This window comes from Helicobacter marmotae (genome assembly GCF_003364255.1).
GTDB classification, from domain to species: domain Bacteria; phylum Campylobacterota; class Campylobacteria; order Campylobacterales; family Helicobacteraceae; genus Helicobacter_C; species Helicobacter_C marmotae.
Genome location: NZ_NXLR01000010.1, coordinates 20,179 through 38,825, shown reverse-complemented (window position 1 = coordinate 38,825; position 18,647 = coordinate 20,179). Strand labels below are relative to the sequence as shown.

Here is an 18,647-nt window from a genome sequence, read left to right as displayed (position 1 = left end):
TCTTACGCATTATTCAAGCTTTCAATGTCTCACAATCTCCAACTTCAAACCATAATGCTCTCCTAATAAAGCCTTAAAATCAAAGGAGAGTGTAAAAATATCAATCTTTGCGGAGTAATGAGCATAGGAGCACGCAGCAAAGAATTTAAAAAATCATTCAAAGTTTTGAAAAAGCACATTTAAGCTGCAATCATAAAAAATACAGAAGCTCTTAAATGAATACTTTAGAAAGGAGCAAGTATTGCCAAATGATTTAAAACAAAGGGTTGAGGATAAAATTTTAGAGAAGACAAACTACGAGCTTTTAAAAAGCTAAAGTTTATTTTCTTAAAATATGCAAATATTCTATTGTGAAATCTTGTTTTTGCATTCTTTTAGAATCTGCTTTAAAGCGTTGGTGTTTTTGGCTTTTGAGTGAATATGCGCCATATTTTTTTAAAATTTCTGCAATTTGTTCTAAACTCAGCAATCCCTCATCATTGTAACTTAAAAAAATCCATTCAAAATTTGCATTTTTGATTAAGCTTTCTAACTCATTTGCAACTTTTGCCTTTTTGCACCAATTAGACTTTTCATATTCTCTTAAGCCCGTTTTGCCCTTTGGAGTGAAGTCATCATAACGTGCAATGGTGTTCAGCAAATGATAATTTGCCCCATATTCTCGCGCATTGTATGGAGGGTCAAGATAAAGAGTATCACCCTTGATTTTATGAATGAGTGTATTGGAATCTTCGTTAAAAACAGGGTGCGAATGTGTATCGTATTCAAAAACCGCAGGGCTTAGCACAAGTGGCTTTTGCGCACTTTTTTTGAGATGTTTGAGAAACGCTCCATAAACAGAAGCGGTATTTGCGACTTTATCAGCAGATTCTAAAAGTGAGGCAAGGAGGTGAAAATAGGCTTGTGAGGAGATTTTACCCTCTTTTTGCCATTGCTCTAGCTTTGTGCGAATCGCATCAATTTTTGCACCATTATAGTCGCTAAAATATTGTCTCTTATGAGAATCGCACACGCTAGATTCTGCCTTTTGGGAATCCAAAAACCGCTCCCGCCCCATACAATAATGCTGATAAATTTTCCTTTTTTTAATTTTGTCAAATTAATTATTGTTTCAAAAATTTATTTTTTGCCTTTCAAACTCATAAGCAGAAATAATTTCATCATAAGTAAGAAATTTTACCCTTGATTTTATGCTCTTAAATGTCGCCCTTGTGATTTCTCTATCAAATTTTGTTTTGCGATTTTCACTAGAAATGCAATAAAATTCAACATTAAAAAATTCAAGTTCTTTAAACTTAAGCAGTGCGTCCCTAAAATCCGTGCTATGCTCGACTTCACAAATCCTTGTAGGATATAAAAACTCTTCCCCACTAAACCACACAACATCACAAAATGCGATATTTCTATCAATGATTTGCTGATAAGTAAAAGGTGGCACACTTTTAAGAGAGCTTAGCATTCCAAGATTCTTGCCATCAAAAGTCCAACTTTTGTCGTTGGTATAAGTATCAAATCCGCGCAGATTTCCAAGCTCAAGGAGCATTCCTTGAATCCTTGCGTGAGTTTTTTCAACCTTTTCTTCTTTGGTTTTGGGTATTTGTTCGCTAAGCAAGATTTTATTTTTTAGCTCACTTAACCCATAAATACCAAGTCCGATTCTAAAAAACTTTTTGCTTCTTTGCACTCTTTCTTGAATGGTGTTGTGTGGGGTTTTACCGCTAATTTTGCTTTTATCCTTAAAAAGCCAAACTTCATTATAGATTTGTTTTAGTGAAGCAAATCCACCATTGTTTCGCATCACTTGCTCTATAGCTCCTTCGTAGGTTAAATCTTGCATTTTTCGATTCCTTTTTGACTAATTGTCCGAGATTTTCCGCGATTGCCCTCTATATTTTTTACTATGATTCCCTTAAGCTTCACATTAAAATGCTTTTTAATGCTATCCATTACATAAAATCCCAAAGGCTTTACTTCGCTTTGTTTATATACATCGCCAACGACAAGCGCAAAATAGCGTCCAACATCTAAAAATTTTATCACATTTTGAGTGCTTTTTAAAAAGGCTTAGATAAAATCTGTGAGATTATCTAAATGGCTCAAATCATTAGCGTTTTTACTAAAGCGAATAATATCCATATAAGGAGGATGTAAAATTATAAATTGCACACTTTTGCTTCCTAGAGATTCTAAGCCTTCTTGCATAAAGCAATCTACGCTAGAACTATCTGTATTATCACAGAATCCAAAATAATATGTGCTAGAGCAACTTTCTCCATCCATTTGTGATTTGACATATTCTAAAATCTTAGGATTTATATCCATACCAATACACTTACGCCCTAAATTTTGGGCTTCATAAAGACTTGTGCCACTACCCAAAAACGCATCAAGCACAATCTCATTCCTTTTGGTATAGCGTGTAAATAATTCGCGGGCAACTTGAGGGATAAAATTCCCATGATAGATATTTTTATGCTTACCGCTTTTATCTCTATTTGCAATAAGCCATAAAGAATCTACATTAATTTGACATTGACGCCAATGTTTTAGATCAATCTCATTGTATTTCATCGTGTGAGGCTTTTAAGGATTTTTACAAGCGATTCTATGATGTAGCTTGCCTGCTCTTTGGTTAAAATATAAGGAGGCATAAGGTAGATAGTATTACCCAATGGGCGTAAAAGCAAGCCATATTCTAAGCCTTTTTTAAAAACCTCTAAGCCCTTACGCACTCCCTCAAATCCCACTAAATCAAAGGCAAAAATCATACCGCAATGCCGAAGATTGCCCACACAATCAAAGCTTTTTAAACCTTGCCATTTCTCCCAAATAAAGCTTGATAAAACCATATTATTTTCCAACACATTTTGACTTTCAAATATATCTAGCACGGCATTTGCAGCCGCACAAGCAAGGGCATTACCTGTGTAAGAATGAGAATGCAAAAATGCTTTTTGTGCTTCATATGGTGCATAAAAGGCATTATAAATTTCATCACTTGTAATCACTACGGATAAGGGCAGGTAGCCTCCTGTAATGCCCTTTGAGAGGCAAAGAAAATCGGGCTTTTGCTCGCAATATTCAAGCGCGAACATCTCTCCTGTGCGTCCAAAACCTACTGCGATTTCATCAAAAATCACTTGCACATTAAATTCACGGCAAAGTTTTAGGGCTTCATCGATAAATTTCACACTATAGCAGTGCATATTCCCCGCACATTGTACCAATGGCTCTAAGATAAAGGCACAAATATTTTTACCCTCTTTTTCTAAGGTATTTTTTAAGGCTTTTAACTCTTTTTCAAAGTCCTCGCTTTGTGGCACAGGGGTGCTTAAGCACTCTAAAAGTAAGGGTTTGTAAGTCTCTTTATATAATGCCACATCACCCACGCTCAAAGCCCCCAAAGTCTCGCCGTGATAGGCATTGCTAAGAGATAAGAATTTATACCTTTTTTGCCCTTTATTGAGATGATAATGAAAGCTCATTTTTAAGGCTACTTCTACCGCACTAGAGCCATTATCTGCGTAAAAGCACTTTTGAAACTGAGTGGGTAAAAGCGCGCAAAGCCTTTGAGAAAGCGTGATAATACCCTCATGCGTAAAGCCCGCTAAAATTACATGTTCTAAAGTCTCAAGCTGGGCTTTTATCTTTTGGTTAATATACTCATTTGCATGCCCAAAAAGATTAACCCACCACGAGCTCACGCAATCCATATACGCCTTGTCATTAAAATCATATAAATACAACCCCTTGGCTTTTCTTATAGGAATAAGGGGGAGATTTTCATGGTCTTTCATCTGCGTGCAAGGGTGCCAAATGTGAGCTAAATCAAGCTTAGTTAAATGCTCTTGCAGACCTATATGCCTCATCACTTTCCTTTTTGTAAAATAAGGCGCTATTTTACAAAAACTAAGTTGCTATAATGATAAAAAGTAAAGGGTAGAGTGATGACAAAGGTATTTGAGAATATTTCTTATGAGAATGATAAGTTCATAACTTCAAATTTTCAAATTTATAAGCAAGATTGTCGCATTGGTTTAAAAGATTTACCCAATGAATGTGTAGATTTTATCGTAACTGACCCACCCTATTTTATAGACGGAATGGGCGATGAATGGAATGATAAAAACTTGCAAAATAAAGCAGCAAAAAGTGGTGTAATAGGGGGTTTGCCTGTAGGTATGAAATTTGATAAAAATCAAGGGCAAAGATTGCAAGATTTTATGAATCTTTTGGCAAAAGAATTTTATAGAGTTTTAAGACCCGGTGGATTTTGCATAGTATTTTCGCAAGCAAGGCTTTATCACAGAATGGCTATGAGTTTAGATTTAGCAGAATTTGAAATACGAGATATGCTTGCCTGGAAATACGAAGGGCAGGCGAAAGCTTTTTCACAAACTCATTTTATTCGCAAAGACAAAACATTAAGCGAGGAACAAAAAGAATTATTAACAAAAGAGTTAGAGGGTTATAAAACGCCTCAGCTTAAGCCTCAAATTGAGCCTATGGTAATGGCTCAAAAACCAAAAGTGGGTACATTTGTGCAAAATTGGCAACAATACAAATTAGGGCTTATGAACACTAAAGAAAGCTTAGATGGCAAATTTCCGGGTAATGTAATGGAGGTTTCTAAGCAAAGTCGTAAAAATGAAAGTGATGAGAAAATAGCACATTTTACAAGAAAACCTGTGTGTTTGATTTCTCATTTGATTAAACTTTTTACACAAGAGGGGCAAATTGTGCTTGACCCCTTTATGGGGAGTGGTTCTCACGCCCTTGCAGCCTTACAAAATAAAAGAAAATTTATAGGCTATGAAATTGAGCAAAAATATTTTGAAATTGCCAAAAATAGAATAAATAAGGTATGAAAAATATGAATAAATTAAGCGATTAACTCTTTGCTCAAATATTGCCTCTGCTAGAGCTGAGAACACAACTTCTCTTCTAATATGAACTTTGCATTTTAGTATTAAAGGCATAAGCTCAATGCAGGATGGCTATATCAGAGGGCTATATTAATTCTCTAATAGAGTTAAAACCTCTTTAGTATAAAGAATCTCGCGTAGTTCCTCATGCTCCTTGTCGGAGAAGCTGTAATCATTTTTCCCTAAATTCATAATAAAGTAATCTATGCGGATATTAGCACCTGCTTTGAAGAAAGGCTTGGAAGCTTCTCTTCATAGACTGCACGAAATTCAAAGTCTTTGGGTAAGATTTTAAGCACAGATTGTAAATTCTCCGCATTCATAGCATTCCTTTATGGGTGATGTGTGTTAAGTGTTGCCTAGGCAGGCTTTAACCTTTTGTTTTATTATCAAAAAATCTCTGCAATCTTTGATACATTTCTTTACTTCTCTCATCTATATCTTCTTTAGTCCAAGTGTTTGACACTCTTTCAGCTAAGTTTTTGATTTCTTTTAGGGATTCATCTGCGTTTTCTTTATAGAATCTTTTCTTATATGAAAAGAAATTGTCTCTACATTTATTGTTTGTTTTACCATCAAGCAAAATTTTATTGCCAATTTGCTCTAAGTATGCTTTATGGAGTTCTTCTGTCCAGCCATCAAAATCATATCCCTGCCATTTTTGCGGCAAGATATGCTCTATTTGTAACTTTGAGACTTCTATATTCTCCTTAAAATCACTATAAATAAAGGCGTAAAGATATAAAAGATATTTCATTTTTCTTGGATTTTTAAGACAAAAACAAAACTCCTTGAAATTTTCAAAAGTTGGAAAGCTGTACTTGTGCTCAAAATTTTCAAAACTAGAATACAAGTCCCTCTCTTGCAATACATTTGCATTCAGTCTAAAAGCAATATCATTCATTACACTTGTGCCTGCATTATTGTTCAAAAGTGGTAAGGTTATATGTTTAATGAGCTCTAGCAAATGCCTATCAAAATCCTTGCTAAATCCCTCTTTATCAAACTCATCGCTTTTATTAAAGTAATCTTTATTTTTCCAAACTAAACAACTCACAAAACTTTTCCAACTTGTATTTTCAAAAAGATACAAAATACTTATATAGCGACAAGATAAATCACTCAAATAGTTTTGGTGTTTTGCCCAAAATTTTGCTAAATCCATAATGAAAGGTATAGTTTTATCTTTAAAAAGCCACCCATCATTTGCTCCATATTTTGTGGCTTTCTTATCTTTTTTATCCTTACTATCTTTTTTGGTAAAAAACTCCAATACACCCGGTGTGGTTGTATCATAATCATCGTTCAATGCCCTTATGATGTGCATATATTGCAAAAAGAAAAAATCAACGTCTTTAATTTCTTTATCATCTTCGACAATACTTTCTAACTCTTGCCAATCTTTTACAAATTCTTCAGTGTTTTGTTGCTTATTTTTCTTCTCTTTATATATATGTCCTTTGAGAATATCTGCACTGCTAAGAGGCATACCGCGCGAATTAAGAGTATTAAAAATAGTCATTGCTGATTCTTGGCTATCACAAACCACACGTAAAATAAAAAGCCTTTCTCCTAAAACAAAATCACAAAGTTTTATCCAGCTCCCTGATTTATTTTGCTTAAACTCTCGAAGCTTTTCATAAAAGAAAAGATAATTATTCACATACAAAGACTCCCTATTGAGGTTATCAATATCTATGTCTTTGCTTAAAATTGCTCTTAAACTCTCCACATCAGATTTTATTGCTACTCTACTTTCTAAGCGCATTGCATCATAAGAAAAACCTACGTTTCTTTCATAATCCCAAATACATTTGCCAAAATCTTTAAAATAATCATCTGCTTTATCTTCGGTCTTAAAACATTCATAAAATGCTCTAAAAAGCAAAATAAAAGTACTAATGCGCTGTTGTCCATCGATAATTTCTAGCTCTTTGTTTTCGTTTTCATAGGCAACAATAGAGCCCAAAAAATATTCTTCAATATCTTTGCCTTCATCATCTTCGCTATCACCAAACACTCGCATAATGTCATTCCATAGTGTTTCACATTGATCTTTCTCCCAACGATAAGGTCTTTGGTACTCAGGGATAATAAACTTTCTTTTATCTTCCCCAAGCAACTCCGCCACACACTCCTTGTCTGGTTTAAAAAAATCCATTTTACACCCCTTGCGATTTTTAATCATTTCTACCCAGTATATTAAAAAAAAAAAAAAACGATTTTTTAATGCTTTGTGTATTTTTATGCTATAGCTCTTAAGGAGGAGTATTTGGGAGGAAAAAGAGAGGCAAGATTCTGTTTTAGAAATTCTAAAATATTAAAGTTTAATTACCACCAGAATAAGCCAATGCGATAAGCATTTCATAAAACTAAGTTGCTATAATGATAAAAAATGAAGGGTCAAGAATGGATAAGCAAATTTTTAAAAATTATTTTAGGAAATTCTTACAGAACCTCAAGGAACAAATTTGCGAGAACAATGAATGGAAAATTAAAGGATTTATTGATATAAACAAGACAATTTTTAGCATTTCTAATGACACTAAAATTATCTCCAAAATTTTAGAAATTCATATCTTTCAATTTGTGCAAGACTTTGCTATGCAATACAATTTCAATGTCATTTTGCCTAATCATCAAAATTATTATCCCGACTTATCTTTCGTTTCAAAGATAGATTCTCACATTAAATTTGCTGTAGATTTAAAAACAACATATCGTATTGAAAATAACCCAGCACTTTGCAATGGCTTTACATTAGGTTCTCATGGAGAATATTTTAGAAATAGAGAATCGCATAAAAATATTCAATTCCCCTATAAAGAATACCTAGGGCATTTTTGTTTGGGTGTCATTTATGATAGAGTTATTGTTAATGAATTACAAAAATATACGTTACAAGACTTAAGAAGCATTCAATCTGCCATTAAAAATCTCGATTTCTTTTTTGTTGAAAAATATAAAATTGCAAGCGATTCTAGTGGTAGTGGAAATACTGCAAACATAGGAAGTATTAAAAATATCAATGACATTCTTAGTGAAAAAGGTACTTTTTCGGAATTAGGCGAAGAGATTTTTGATGATTATTGGATTAATTATGGACAGATCAATATTGCAGATTCCAAAGGTAATATTAAGAAAATTACCAAGCTTAAAGAATATCTTGCATATAGGGGAAAACTAGGGGGAAACAATGAATAATGTGCTAATTCCACCGCTTAAGATTCAAGGCATTAAGAGTAAGTTGGTTGTAGATATTCAAAGGCTTTTGCAATGGGATAAAAATAGCGGTACTTATTTTGAGCCATTTATGGGTAGCGGTGTTGTGGGTTTTAATATTGCCCCCAAAAAAGCTATTTTTAGTGATAATAATCCGCATATTATCCGCTTTTATAAAAATATTCAAAATGAAATTATCACTAAAAATTCTATGAAAATATATCTTAACAAAGAGGGTTCTTTTTTGCAAAAATATGGGCAAAAACATTATCTTGCAGTACGAGAAAGATTCAACGAAACGCACAATTCTTTTGATTTTTTATTTTTAAATCGTAGTTGCTTTAATGGGTTAATGCGATTTAATTCCAAAGGAGGTTTTAATGTGCCTTTTTGTAAGAAAGACAATCGATTTTCACAGAGTTATATTACCAAAATAACCAATCAGATTGATTGGGTTAGCAAATTGCTAAAAATTAATGATTATGAATTTAGAAACTGTGATTTTACAGAAAGTTTAGAATCTGCCAAAGAAGGAGATTTTATTTATTGCGACCCTCCTTATATTGATAGGCATTCAGATTATTTTAATGCATGGAGCGAAAGCAAAGAACGAGAACTTTATGATGTTTTATCTAAAACACAAGCAAAGTTTATGCTCTCAACTTGGCATAGTAATCAATATAGGCAAAATGTTTACATGACAACCCTATGGGGGCAATTTAATATCGATATTGTTGAACATTTTTATCATTTAGGAGCGAGTGAAAATAATAGAAATTCGATAAAAGAATCGCTTGTTAAGAATTATAATGTTACTCAGATGGTTGATACTCAATTTATGGGGCAACAATCATTATTTAAAGATCTTTAGTATGAATACAAGAAAACTTATAGAAAAAATTAAAGCCAATAATATAATTTTAATTCAATAAGATCGACCCATGCCCACTAAAAACATTTTAGCCAAACTCAAAGCAGAGGATAATTACCGCACTCTAAGCACTCTCACTCATCAGGGGAAATTTGTCTATAAAGATAAAAAAAAGCTTTTAAATCTTGCAAGTAATGATTATTTAAATCTCGCCAAAAATGAAGGCTTAAAACAAGCATTTTTTGAAAGCTTAAGGGCAGAGGATTTTTATCTCTCAAGCTCAAGCTCTAGGAGTTTAAGCGGGAATTTTAGCATTTATGAGGAGTTTGAATCTAGCCTTGCAAAGCATTTTAAAAATAAAGAAATCTTGCATTTTAATAGCGGCTATCATTTAAATTTCTCTTGTATCGCGGCTTTGGGCACGCTAAAAAACACACTTTTTATCGCGGATAAATTCATTCATGCAAGCATTATTGACGGCTTGAGGGGGGCAAAATTCTTGCGTTTTAGGCATAATGACTTAACGCATTTAGAATCTTTACTTGAAGCACATCATAAAAATTATGAACATATCATTGTTATGAGTGAGGCACTTTTTAGTATGGATGGGGATTTTGCCCCACTTATGGAGCTTGTAAGGCTTAAAAAGGCTTATAAAAATATTTTGCTTTATGTTGATGAGGCACATTCTGTGGGCTGCTTTGATACAAGCGGTTTGGGGTTAGTGAAAAGCTTGGGACTTGAGGGGGAGATTGACTTTTTGGTCTTTACTTTTGGTAAGGCTATTGCTTCAGTGGGGGCTTGTATGATTACAAGCAAGGATTTTAAAGCATTTTTTATCAACAAAGCAAGAGGCTTTATCTACTCCACAGCCCTGCCACCTTTAAATGTGGCTTGGAGTCATTTTGTGTTTAGCAATCTTGCAAATTTTCAAGCCCAAAGGGAGCATCTATATGATTTAAGCAATTATTTTAGGCAAAATTTGCAAAAAAAGGGTTGTGAAATGCTAGGGCAAAGCTATATTGTCTCCTTGCTTTGTGGCTCTAATGAAAAAGTAGGGGAAATTTCTAGCATTTTACTTAAAAATGGCATTTTTGCTCCCGCTATTAAAACTCCAAGCGTGCCTAAAAATGCTGCTAGAATCCGCTTTTCACTCCATGCAGGGCTTGAGATAGAAGATTTAGAAAAGGTATTAGACATCTTATGAAAACGCATTTTTTACATCACGCTTCGCAAAATAAAGATTTGATTTTGTTTTTTGCAGGCTTTGCCTCCCACCCTAGCCATTTTGCACATTTAAGCTCACAATGCAGTGTGCTAATGGTGTATGATTATACTCAATTTAGCTTTGATGAGAATGTATTAAAAGATTTTGAAAATATTACTTTAATAGCCTTTTCTATGGGGGTTTGCGTGGCTTCCAAGCTTTTAAAAAATACAAATATCAACACAAAAATCAAGCAAAAAATCGCCATTAATGGCACAAATTTTGGCATTGATAAGCAAAAAGGCATTCACCCTGTTCTTTTTATGCAAACAATGAAAAGCTTTAATTTGAGCGATTTTAAAAAGGCTCTATTTGGTAGGCATTTGATCAAAGCAAAGGATTTTGTTTTTAAGGAAGAAGAAAGTCTCAAAAAAGAGCTTGAAAGCCTGTTTGAGTTTGTCAAAAAGCAAGATGAGAGGGACTTTGTTTGGGATAAAATTTATGCAAGTTGTGAGGATAAAATTTTCCCTCCAAAGGCTTTGTGTGCGTGTTTTTCAAATATAAATTTGCTTGAAGAAGAGCATTTTGTGTTTTTTAGTTTTAGTAGTTGGGAAGAGTTGTGTTTGATATAAAGCGCTTTGTTCGCTCTAAGCATACTTATGAGCAAAATGCCTCCATACAGCGACGTATGCGCTATAAGCTGCTTGATATGCTGCGTTTATATGGCAAGCTAGAGTTTGAATCTATCTTTGAATTTGGTGCGGGTAATGGGGAATTTACCCAGCTGCTTTGTGGGCATATTAGGTATCAAAGCTATATATGTAACGATATAAATGACTATGGGCTAAACCCCTCGCTTATACCCCATATGCGATATTTTGTCTTTGATATAGCAGAGATACACAGCACTCCTTTATGGAAAATGCGCTTTGATTTAATTACCTCAAATGCGTGTTTGCAATGGCTTGATTTTAGGCAAACTATAGGGCAGCTTAGGCAAATCCTTGCCCCCAACGGCTTATGTCTTCTCTCTACATTTGGGCAGGCAAACTGCCAAGAAGTGAGGGAAATCACACATTATGGCTTAGAGTATTTGAGCCTTGAAGCAATACGTGAGATTTTAGAGCGGTATTTTGAGATTATTGTGTTAGAGGAAGAAAAGCTTTGCCTGCAGTTTTCCTCGCCACTTGAAGTATTTAGGCATTTAAAGCAAACAGGCGTGAATGCCCTATCACATAAAGCCTTTCTGTCTAAAAAGATGTTAGAGTGCTATCAAGCGCGCTTTCACAACACCCTTACTTATCACCCTATTTATATGCTGCTTGTTTATAAATCATAGTCTCAATGTTTTCTTGTAAATGATAAGCGCACTTGCAATACTATAGAGAATCCCCAATATGCACAAACTTACAAAATACCCCCATATACTGCCAAAGCTAGCACCCATTTGATTAAGCTCTAAAAGTCCATTAATGCCATGATATGCGGGTAAAAAGCTGATAAGACTACTAGCCCATGGGGCAATTTGTGCCTCTTGCCATATAAACCCCAGTAAAAACACAATGGGCATAGAAGCAAGCATAATGATTTGCGTGGAGAGGGCGCGTTTGGGTAAAAGTGTGCCAAAAAACACGCCAAATGCCGCAGTTGATAGAATAAAAGCAATGCTAAAAAGCCAAAAATCAAGCACATGCGCATGCACAGATACACCATAAAACTCATAGGCAAAGCCAAAATAAAAGGCAAAGAGCAGCACATAAATGCAAAAAAACACCATAATTTTAGATAGCACAAGCACAAAGGGATTAGCTTTGGAGTAGTAGTTCCGCACGCCTTGCGCGAACTGCTGATTTTGCGTGCCTCCTATAATGCCTGCGCCTGCTACAAGTGTTTGATGAAGGATAAAGATAAGTATAGGCGCAAGCGTGTAGTTAATATAGCCCATAGAGGGGTTGAAGAGAGGAATTAGCTTAGGGGAGAGAATCTCATGCTCGTGTATTTGCGCCTTGTTTTTAAGATGTGTGTTAAAAGCCTCAAGTGCTTCTGTGCTTGCATTGACTATAGCTCCATAAATAAGGAGATATGAGGCATTAGCCATAATCGCCACCACTGGAGGGATACGTTCATAGAGATGTTTTTGAAAATCATGGGGGATAATGATAAGCCCATAGATTGCTTGAGATTCTATAAGTTTTTGCCCTTGTTCTTGGTGGCTTAGGATTTGCACAATTTCTAAATGTGGGCTAGCCCTTAAAAATGATATAAGCTCCCTTGAAGAACTGCTCATATCATAATCTACAATCGCCACTCTCTGCGGGCTTACTACATCAGCATAATAGGGTGTGGGGTATAAAAATAAATAAAACAGCGAGCCCCCAAAGATGATGAGCATAGCTGATACGGAGGTGAATATGCTTTTTGCCTCTAGGATAAAGGTAGAATAGAATTCTCTCACAATGTAATATCCTTAATGTCTCCAATGCGTAAAAATTCATTATATACATTCAAAATCAATGCTTGGCGATTTGCCTTAAGTGCTTTGTCCTCGACATTAACAAGCACAGATTCAAAAAATTGCTCTAAAGGGGTTTTAAGGGCAAAAAGTGCGGCGATATGCTCGTTAGCGTTATTAAATGTTTGTGCCCTTAGGCTTTGCAATGCGTGATAGAGGGCTTTTTCTTCATCAAGCTGGAGTAAAGCCTCATCTACCTCCCCTTGCAAATCATCTTCCAAGATATTAGCCACTCTTTTAAAAAGCCCCACAAGAGCTTCTTTATCACTTTTTTCAAAAAATTCACTTAGGCTTTGGGCATATGAGATAATGCTATAAAGGTTGCGTATAGCTCCATTTTCATTACGTCCATTAAGCACGCAACGTACAAGAGATGGATTGATTTTTAAGAATCCATCTAATCTCTCTAAAAAGAAAGTTTCTATAGCTTGCATATCGCTTGGTTTATATTGTGTAGCTTGATAGATTCTAGGCATATCGCTTTTTAAATCAAAATCTAAGGCATAGTGGCTAATGATTTTAAGCACACCATTAGCAGCCCTCCTTAAGGCAAAGGGGTCTTTTGAGCCTGTGGGAATCTTATTAATACTAAAGAGGGCAAAGATATTATCAAGCTTAATACTTAGGGCGACAATCGCGCTTAAGATATGACTAGGCAGGGGAGAATCTTCCCCTATAGGGAGGTATTGCTCTTTGATACTTAGGGCGACTAAATCATCAAACCCAAAACTACGTGCATAGTAATAGCCCATAATCCCCTGCAATTCGGTAAATTCATATACCATTTGTGTGAGTAAGTCTGCTTTTGCATATTGGAGGGCATTATTTATAATATCTTTAGCCTTATCAAATGGCATAGGGATTTTATGTGCATAAAGCTCTAAAAGCATATTGGCGATAGTGCGTTCGCGTTGGGATTTATCAAGCAAAGAGCCTAAACCCTCGACAAATATAATTTGTGATAATTCTTGGGGTTTAAAGCCATTTTTTAAGTCATTTTCATAGAAAAACATCGCATCGCTTAAGCGCGCTTTAAGCACCTTTTGATTGCCTTGCACAATGGGAGAGAGATCTTGTGTAGTGCTATTTGCTACCAGCACAAAGCCATTATTTAGCCCATCCTCCACATAGGTAGCAAAATATCGTTGATGCTCTTTCATAGAGGTGATAATCACTTCAGGTGGGAGGCGTAAAAATGCTTTGTCAAAGCTCCCATAAGCGGCACGTGGGTATTCTGTGATAGCCACAATTTCATCAAGTAAATGCTTATCAAGCTCCACTTTGACATTATGCGTAGATTCTATAAGGGCGATTTGCTCTTGTATCATCGCCGCTCTTTTATCTTGCTCTAAGATTACCTTACCATTTTGAAGCGTTTCAAAATACATTTCAGGCGAGCTAATAGGTATTGGCTCAAAGCTTATATCTCTATGAATGTAAGTTTGGGCTTTGCTTTGAAGCCCAAAGGCTTGCACATCTATGCACTCCTCCCCAAGCAGGGCGCAGATATTACGTATAGGGCGGATAAAGCCCTGCTTTTGCCAGCCCCAAAGCATACTTTTGCCAAAATGCAACGATTCTAGCCATTGTGGAATGATTTGCTTTAATATTTCACTGCTTGGCACGCCTTTTTTGGTATAGGCATAATAAAGCACTTCTTTATTGTCTTTATGCTTTGTTTGTGCTGGTGTATCAAGGCTTAAGCCATTTTTAGCATAAAAGCTCTCCCCTGCCTTGCTTAAGCCTTTCTCCTTTTGCCCATCAATAAAAGCAATATGCACAGGAGGACCATAGAGTTCTATAAAGCTATCTTGTGTGGCACTGATGAAATGCTCTTCATATAGCACAATGCGGCGGGGCGTGAAGTAAAGTGTGGGGGCGGAGATGATTTCATGGGATTTGGCAATTTTCTGCCATTTTTCTACCATAAAGGGAAGTTCTTTAAGTAAGGCAAGAGCAGGTAGCTCTTCGGTAAAGATTTCAACAAGCAATGGTAAGTGTGGCGCTTTCAAGGATATTCCTTTAAATTTTAGATATGATTATGTGATTGTAACGCAGAGTTGTTAAAAAGTTATTTAGAGAGAGATGAAGGGGTAGGAGTTGGGCTGTAGAGTTTGTATATTATGTATGTTTATGCTATGTGGCATAAATACACTTTATGCTTTGCCACTTTATAAAATTGAGGGTAAATGCGTTATGCCTAAAGATTTTAATAAAAACCAAAAGCAAGTGATTCTCAAAGCCTTTAAATATGGGGCAAAAAGCGGCTTTGGCTATACTATGGCAGCTATTGCTTATAAAGAATCTTGTGCGGGGGAATATCGTGTGAATTTTGCCGACCCAAGTGCGGGGATTTACCATGCGCATATACCCGGCATTCTTAAAAAGCATAAACAAAAAGATAGTAATTTTATGCGCAATATGGTAGGCGAGCTTTTGATGAGAGATGATGAATTTGCCTCTCAAAGCGCACTTGAAGAGCTTAGCTATTGGCATAGGGTGCGTAAGGGGAATTGGTATGAGGTGATAAAGTCTTATAATAAGGGCTTTAGTTGGGAGAAAGATAAAGAGCGCGATAAAATGGCACTAGAGTATGTGGAAGATATTATCAAGCGCATAAAGGCTTTGCAAGATTATATTCCTAAAGTCAGCCCAAGCACTGCAAGACTTGCAAAAGAGGACCACGCCTTAGAATTTCTTAAAAATAAAACTTTGCAAAATAAGATCATGCAAGAGAGAAATATCAAAAAGAATGTAAAACCAAAGAATACATTTATCATACTTGAAGAATAACCTTTCCTCCCCTTGCCCCATTTTTAGAATCTCTACTCGAATCACTAGATACTCCAACAGCAATTCTTCGGTCATTACCACTCCCTAAGACATGACAAAAGTGGTAGAGTCTCTAGTAAAGCCCGCAGAGTTTCTTCGCCCTCTTGCGAAAGCCTAGTGTAACAATAAGGGTAAGGCTATTTTAACAAAGGAAGTAAGCTTGTTGGTTTTAACAAGTGTTTATTGCTCATAACTCACTAGCCCAAAGCCCCAAAGCGCCGCTGCCTTTGGCAAAACTGCTCAAGCATAGAATCTAGCTCATCTGTGCGTAAATCTGGCCACAAAGTGGGGGTAAAGAATAATTCTGCATAGCTTGCTTGCCATAACAAAAAGTTTGATATACGCATTTCTCCGCCTGTGCGGATAAGCATATCCACATCTGGCAAAAAGGCGGTATCGAGGTTTGCATTAATGAGTTTGATTACTTGCTCAGGTTTGAGATTTGAGAGCTCTTTAGCCTCTAGTGTGTGAGTGATTTTGATAAAAGCTCGTGCTAGCTCATCATGTGCGCCATAATTGAGTGCAAGAATCTGCGTGAGCTTGGTGTGATTTTGCGTGATATGCTCTAGCTCTAAAATAGCATTTTTAAGCGTGCTGCTAAAAATGCTAATATCGCCAATAGCACGGAATCTAATGCCATTTTTAATATACATAGCGCGCTCATTATGGAGATATTTTTCTAAAAGTCCCATAAGGAAATCTACCTCGACTTTAGGTCGCTTCCAATTCTCTGTGGAGAACGCATAGAGGCTAAGATAAGGGATAGACTTTGAAGCACACCATTGCGTTACGTCACGCACGATTTTCGCCCCCTCTTTATGCCCAGATGTGCGCTTTTTGCCTTGATTCTTTGCCCAGCGTCCATTGCCATCCATAATCATAGCAATATGTTGTGGCAAGGGGCTTTTCATACTTGCCCTTTTGAGTGCTTAGGTAATGGGCGGAGAAAATACGCTGGATTGCCTATATAGAATCCGCTTTGCGTGATGTCTTTTGTTACTACCGCACCTGCTCCAATCACTACATCATCACAAATTGACACAGGGAGAATGGTTGCATTTGAGCCGATACATACGCGATTCCCCACTTTTGTGCGCTCCCATAAATCTTGGCTAGGGGAGGGCATACCAAGTGAGAATTTATCATTAATAAACATTACTCCATGTCCGATAAAGCAATCTTCCCCAATATGCACAGATGAGCAAATAAAGCTATGAGACTGCACACGTGTGCGTTTGCCTATAAACACATCAGATTGCACTTCACAAAATGGACCTATAAATACATCATCTTCTAATGTGCAGCCATAGAGATTGCTTGGGTGAATGAGCACTACATTGGTGCCATATTGGACATTGACTACTTGGGCATGTTTAATTTGCATTTATCCCCTTAGGCTTTCAAGTTTATCTTGCAAGGCTTTAAGTTCTAAGGCATAGTGCTCAATTTGAGCAAACATTGTTTGTGAATGTGCCATAAAGTTATGCGGAATAGGGAGTTGCTCTAAATCAAGTGGGTTAAGATTCCCAAGATTGCGCTCATAGAGTTTAGCAAGCGTGCTTTGCCCCTCTTTAGAAAAGAGATAGCAGTAAATGCCTATGGCGACTTCTGGCTTAGGCGAGCGGATAATAATAATGCCCGCATTTGCTACGACTTTATATGCTGCAATACTTGGGCTTAGGATAGTGAATTTAGCCGTTGTGCCGCGAATGGATAGGGCTATGTCATAGGGTTTTAAGTGGTATTTATCAATCTTATGCACATCGCCCCTTAAGCGCTCGGTAGAAAATTCAGAGCAAAAGCCAAAATCCTTAAAATCAGCGATACCCAAATCAAAATACGATATTTGCTCATCTTTATTCCCGCCATATACGCGCTGCCCACGAAATACACTCACCCCAAGTGTGCATAGAGGGGCATGGTCGCTTTGATGGGAAGTGTGTTTATGCACATAGGCAGCCACACTGAGATCATGGGGATTGATTTGACTTAGGGGAGTGAGGGAGGAATGCTCCCCTACGCGCTTATGATGATAAATATCAAGCAAGGTATCAAGGTGAATGATTCGATTATACTTGCCGTCTTTGTGGTAGAAATATGGCGTATTTGCATTGATATGTAAAATGCTTTGATTGTGTTGGGAAAGCACGACAATGGAAAAATCATGGGTTTGATGTGGGAATATATTTTTGGGGAGCTCGATTATAGATTCTATCAATCCCTCCTCACAAAGTCTTTCACGGAGTTTGCCCTCAAGGGAGGATTTAAGAAGTGTTTGTGTGCGGAGGATAAACACGCCTTTATCTTTAAGATGAGAGAGGGAATGTATCAAAAAAAGTAGCTCGGGATAGGTTTTAATTAACGTCTCATAATTGCAAAAACGTTTGTCTTCTTTTAAAAATTGTGTGCCTATATGGCTATCAAGCGGGGGATTGCAAATGATTTTATCAAATTTCTTGCCCTCAAATTGCTCATTTTTAAGGATATTATTCACAAGGAGATGATTTGAATGCAGGCTTAAAATCTTGCAAATAATCTTTGCTATACGTGCAAGCGTTTCTTCTAGCTCCTCACCATAGAGCTCAAAATTATGAGTGGTATTAGCTATAGCAAAAAACAAACTCCCCATACCATAGCATGGGTTATATACACTTTGAGTGGGCTTAATATCAAGTAGCCCCACTAAGAGTTCATTAATTTCAAGCGGAGTAGAGTATGAGAAGAGTTTATGGGTGGTTTTCTTTTGTGTAACGATATGGAGGAACTCCTCAATGGCGTGGTTTGAGGCATCATGAGCGGAGATTACTTTAAGGATTTTAAGCAAATTGGCATGGGGATTAAGAGGCGTGTAGAGCTCTTCTCCTAAACCCTTTTTGATAGCATTTATACATGATTCATAAATAGGCTTTCTCTTTGAGGCAAGCATAATGAGCGATTCTATAAGCATAGGGGAATGCCTTTTTAGCCAAAACATTTCCAAAATGATCGCTATAGAATCAAGCATATCTGTGTGGTAACGTTTGATATATTCAAAGCAGTTTAAAAGTGCCTTCATGCTTTGAGTATCTTCTTGCATGG

At 36.4% G+C, this 18,647-nt stretch carries 17 protein-coding genes and 2 pseudogenes; 8 read left to right on the top strand and 11 right to left on the bottom strand.

What is annotated here, in order from left to right:
- Positions 1–72 precede the first annotated feature (72 nt).
- Positions 73–177: pseudogene (locus tag CQA63_RS10560) on the top strand (YggS family pyridoxal phosphate-dependent enzyme); the annotation flags it as partial.
- A gap of 142 nt (positions 178–319) precedes the next feature.
- On the opposite strand, the pseudogene CQA63_RS06010 reads toward CQA63_RS10560, so the two are convergent.
- From CQA63_RS06010 to CQA63_RS05990, 5 genes and pseudogenes are all read right to left on the bottom strand, one after another.
- Positions 320–1,090 (bottom strand): annotated as a pseudogene (locus CQA63_RS06010) (DNA adenine methylase); the annotation flags it as partial.
- 21 nt (positions 1,091–1,111) lie between these two features.
- Entirely contained in the window at positions 1,112–1,837 is a 726-nt protein-coding gene (locus CQA63_RS06005; RefSeq protein ID WP_104700703.1) for a hypothetical protein, read from the bottom strand.
- Entirely contained in the window at positions 1,825–2,040 is a 216-nt protein-coding gene (locus CQA63_RS06000) for a hypothetical protein (protein WP_104700702.1), read from the bottom strand. Before CQA63_RS06000 ends, CQA63_RS06005 begins: the two co-directional genes overlap by 13 nt.
- Positions 2,041–2,064: 24 nt before the next feature.
- Positions 2,065–2,571: a DNA methyltransferase gene (locus CQA63_RS05995; RefSeq protein WP_104700701.1), complete on the bottom strand. Its 507-nt coding sequence runs from the start codon at positions 2,569–2,571 to the stop codon at positions 2,065–2,067.
- Positions 2,568–3,869, bottom strand: coding sequence for an adenosylmethionine--8-amino-7-oxononanoate transaminase (locus CQA63_RS05990; RefSeq protein ID WP_411710164.1), 1,302 nt, complete (start codon positions 3,867–3,869; stop codon positions 2,568–2,570). Before CQA63_RS05990 ends, CQA63_RS05995 begins: the two co-directional genes overlap by 4 nt.
- A 78-nt stretch (positions 3,870–3,947) precedes the next feature.
- On the opposite strand from CQA63_RS05990, the gene CQA63_RS05985 reads away from it, so the two are divergent.
- Entirely contained in the window at positions 3,948–4,868 is a 921-nt protein-coding gene (locus CQA63_RS05985) for a DNA-methyltransferase (protein ID WP_104700700.1), read from the top strand.
- 427 nt (positions 4,869–5,295) lie between these two features.
- Here CQA63_RS05985 and CQA63_RS05980 read toward each other — a convergent pair whose 3' ends face one another.
- Entirely contained in the window at positions 5,296–7,086 is a 1,791-nt protein-coding gene (locus tag CQA63_RS05980) for a DUF262 domain-containing protein (RefSeq protein ID WP_104700699.1), read from the bottom strand.
- Positions 7,087–7,334: 248 nt separating this feature from the next.
- Between CQA63_RS05980 and CQA63_RS05975 the strand changes: the two genes are divergently transcribed.
- The 5 genes from CQA63_RS05975 to bioC all read left to right on the top strand — a co-directional run bounded on the left by CQA63_RS05975 (position 7,335) and on the right by bioC (position 11,564).
- A complete protein-coding gene (locus CQA63_RS05975) occupies positions 7,335–8,129 on the top strand; it encodes a type II restriction endonuclease (RefSeq protein ID WP_104700698.1) in 795 nt (264 codons plus the stop codon).
- Positions 8,122–9,018: a DNA adenine methylase gene (locus CQA63_RS05970; RefSeq protein ID WP_104700697.1), complete on the top strand. Its 897-nt coding sequence runs from the start codon at positions 8,122–8,124 to the stop codon at positions 9,016–9,018. Before CQA63_RS05975 ends, CQA63_RS05970 begins: the two co-directional genes overlap by 8 nt.
- A gap of 70 nt (positions 9,019–9,088) precedes the next feature.
- Positions 9,089–10,225, top strand: coding sequence for an aminotransferase class I/II-fold pyridoxal phosphate-dependent enzyme (locus CQA63_RS05965; protein WP_104700696.1), 1,137 nt, complete (start codon positions 9,089–9,091; stop codon positions 10,223–10,225).
- The gene (locus CQA63_RS05960) at positions 10,222–10,857 is read left to right on the top strand and encodes a pimeloyl-ACP methyl esterase BioG family protein (RefSeq protein ID WP_104700695.1); all 636 of its coding nucleotides are present in this window, start codon (positions 10,222–10,224) and stop codon (positions 10,855–10,857) included. The genes CQA63_RS05965 and CQA63_RS05960 overlap by 4 nt, the downstream gene beginning before the upstream one ends.
- On the top strand, positions 10,845–11,564 hold the full coding sequence (gene bioC / locus CQA63_RS05955; protein WP_104700694.1) for a malonyl-ACP O-methyltransferase BioC: 720 nt from the start codon (positions 10,845–10,847) through the stop codon (positions 11,562–11,564). Before CQA63_RS05960 ends, bioC begins: the two co-directional genes overlap by 13 nt.
- On the opposite strand, the gene CQA63_RS05950 is transcribed toward bioC, so the two are convergent.
- Complete coding sequence (locus CQA63_RS05950; protein WP_104700693.1) at positions 11,559–12,680, bottom strand: ABC transporter permease; 1,122 nt, start codon at positions 12,678–12,680, stop codon at positions 11,559–11,561. The two genes, bioC and CQA63_RS05950, sit on opposite strands and share 6 nt — an antisense overlap.
- The gene (glyS, locus tag CQA63_RS05945; protein WP_104700692.1) at positions 12,677–14,749 is read right to left on the bottom strand and encodes a glycine--tRNA ligase subunit beta; all 2,073 of its coding nucleotides are present in this window, start codon (positions 14,747–14,749) and stop codon (positions 12,677–12,679) included. Before glyS ends, CQA63_RS05950 begins: the two co-directional genes overlap by 4 nt.
- Before the next feature lie 88 nt (positions 14,750–14,837).
- Between glyS and CQA63_RS05940 the strand changes: the two genes are divergently transcribed.
- On the top strand, positions 14,838–15,530 hold the full coding sequence (locus tag CQA63_RS05940; RefSeq protein ID WP_244916277.1) for a hypothetical protein: 693 nt from the start codon (positions 14,838–14,840) through the stop codon (positions 15,528–15,530).
- Between the two features lie 236 nt (positions 15,531–15,766).
- Here the strand turns inward: CQA63_RS05940 and CQA63_RS05935 are convergent, their stop codons facing one another.
- From CQA63_RS05935 to CQA63_RS05925, 3 genes are read right to left on the bottom strand one after another with little or no spacing between them, the layout of a single operon-like run.
- Positions 15,767–16,480 (bottom strand): di-trans,poly-cis-decaprenylcistransferase, encoded by a 714-nt coding sequence (locus tag CQA63_RS05935; protein WP_104700690.1) that lies wholly within the window; start codon positions 16,478–16,480, stop codon positions 15,767–15,769.
- Positions 16,477–16,953, bottom strand: coding sequence for an acyltransferase (locus CQA63_RS05930; protein WP_104700689.1), 477 nt, complete (start codon positions 16,951–16,953; stop codon positions 16,477–16,479). The genes CQA63_RS05935 and CQA63_RS05930 overlap by 4 nt, the downstream gene beginning before the upstream one ends.
- Positions 16,954–18,645 carry an N-6 DNA methylase gene (locus CQA63_RS05925; protein WP_104700688.1) on the bottom strand — a complete coding sequence of 564 codons (1,692 nt, stop codon included), beginning with the start codon at positions 18,643–18,645 and terminating at the stop codon, positions 16,954–16,956.
- Between the last annotated feature and the right edge of the window lie 2 nt (positions 18,646–18,647).

Coding starts and splice junctions, on each gene's coding strand:
- CQA63_RS05935 (WP_104700690.1), bottom strand. CDS start 16,480: ATGAAAAGCCCCTTGCCACAACATATTGCTATGATTATGGATGGCAAT.
- CQA63_RS05970 (WP_104700697.1), top strand. CDS start 8,122: ATGAATAATGTGCTAATTCCACCGCTTAAGATTCAAGGCATTAAGAGT.
- CQA63_RS05960 (WP_104700695.1), top strand. CDS start 10,222: ATGAAAACGCATTTTTTACATCACGCTTCGCAAAATAAAGATTTGATT.
- CQA63_RS05990 (WP_411710164.1), bottom strand. CDS start 3,869: ATGAGGCATATAGGTCTGCAAGAGCATTTAACTAAGCTTGATTTAGCT.
- CQA63_RS06005 (WP_104700703.1), bottom strand. CDS start 1,837: ATGCAAGATTTAACCTACGAAGGAGCTATAGAGCAAGTGATGCGAAAC.
- CQA63_RS05985 (WP_104700700.1), top strand. CDS start 3,948: ATGACAAAGGTATTTGAGAATATTTCTTATGAGAATGATAAGTTCATA.
- CQA63_RS05980 (WP_104700699.1), bottom strand. CDS start 7,086: ATGGATTTTTTTAAACCAGACAAGGAGTGTGTGGCGGAGTTGCTTGGG.
- CQA63_RS05975 (WP_104700698.1), top strand. CDS start 7,335: ATGGATAAGCAAATTTTTAAAAATTATTTTAGGAAATTCTTACAGAAC.
- CQA63_RS05925 (WP_104700688.1), bottom strand. CDS start 18,645: ATGCAAGAAGATACTCAAAGCATGAAGGCACTTTTAAACTGCTTTGAA.
- CQA63_RS05995 (WP_104700701.1), bottom strand. CDS start 2,571: ATGAAATACAATGAGATTGATCTAAAACATTGGCGTCAATGTCAAATT.
- CQA63_RS05930 (WP_104700689.1), bottom strand. CDS start 16,953: ATGCAAATTAAACATGCCCAAGTAGTCAATGTCCAATATGGCACCAAT.
- CQA63_RS05965 (WP_104700696.1), top strand. CDS start 9,089: ATGCCCACTAAAAACATTTTAGCCAAACTCAAAGCAGAGGATAATTAC.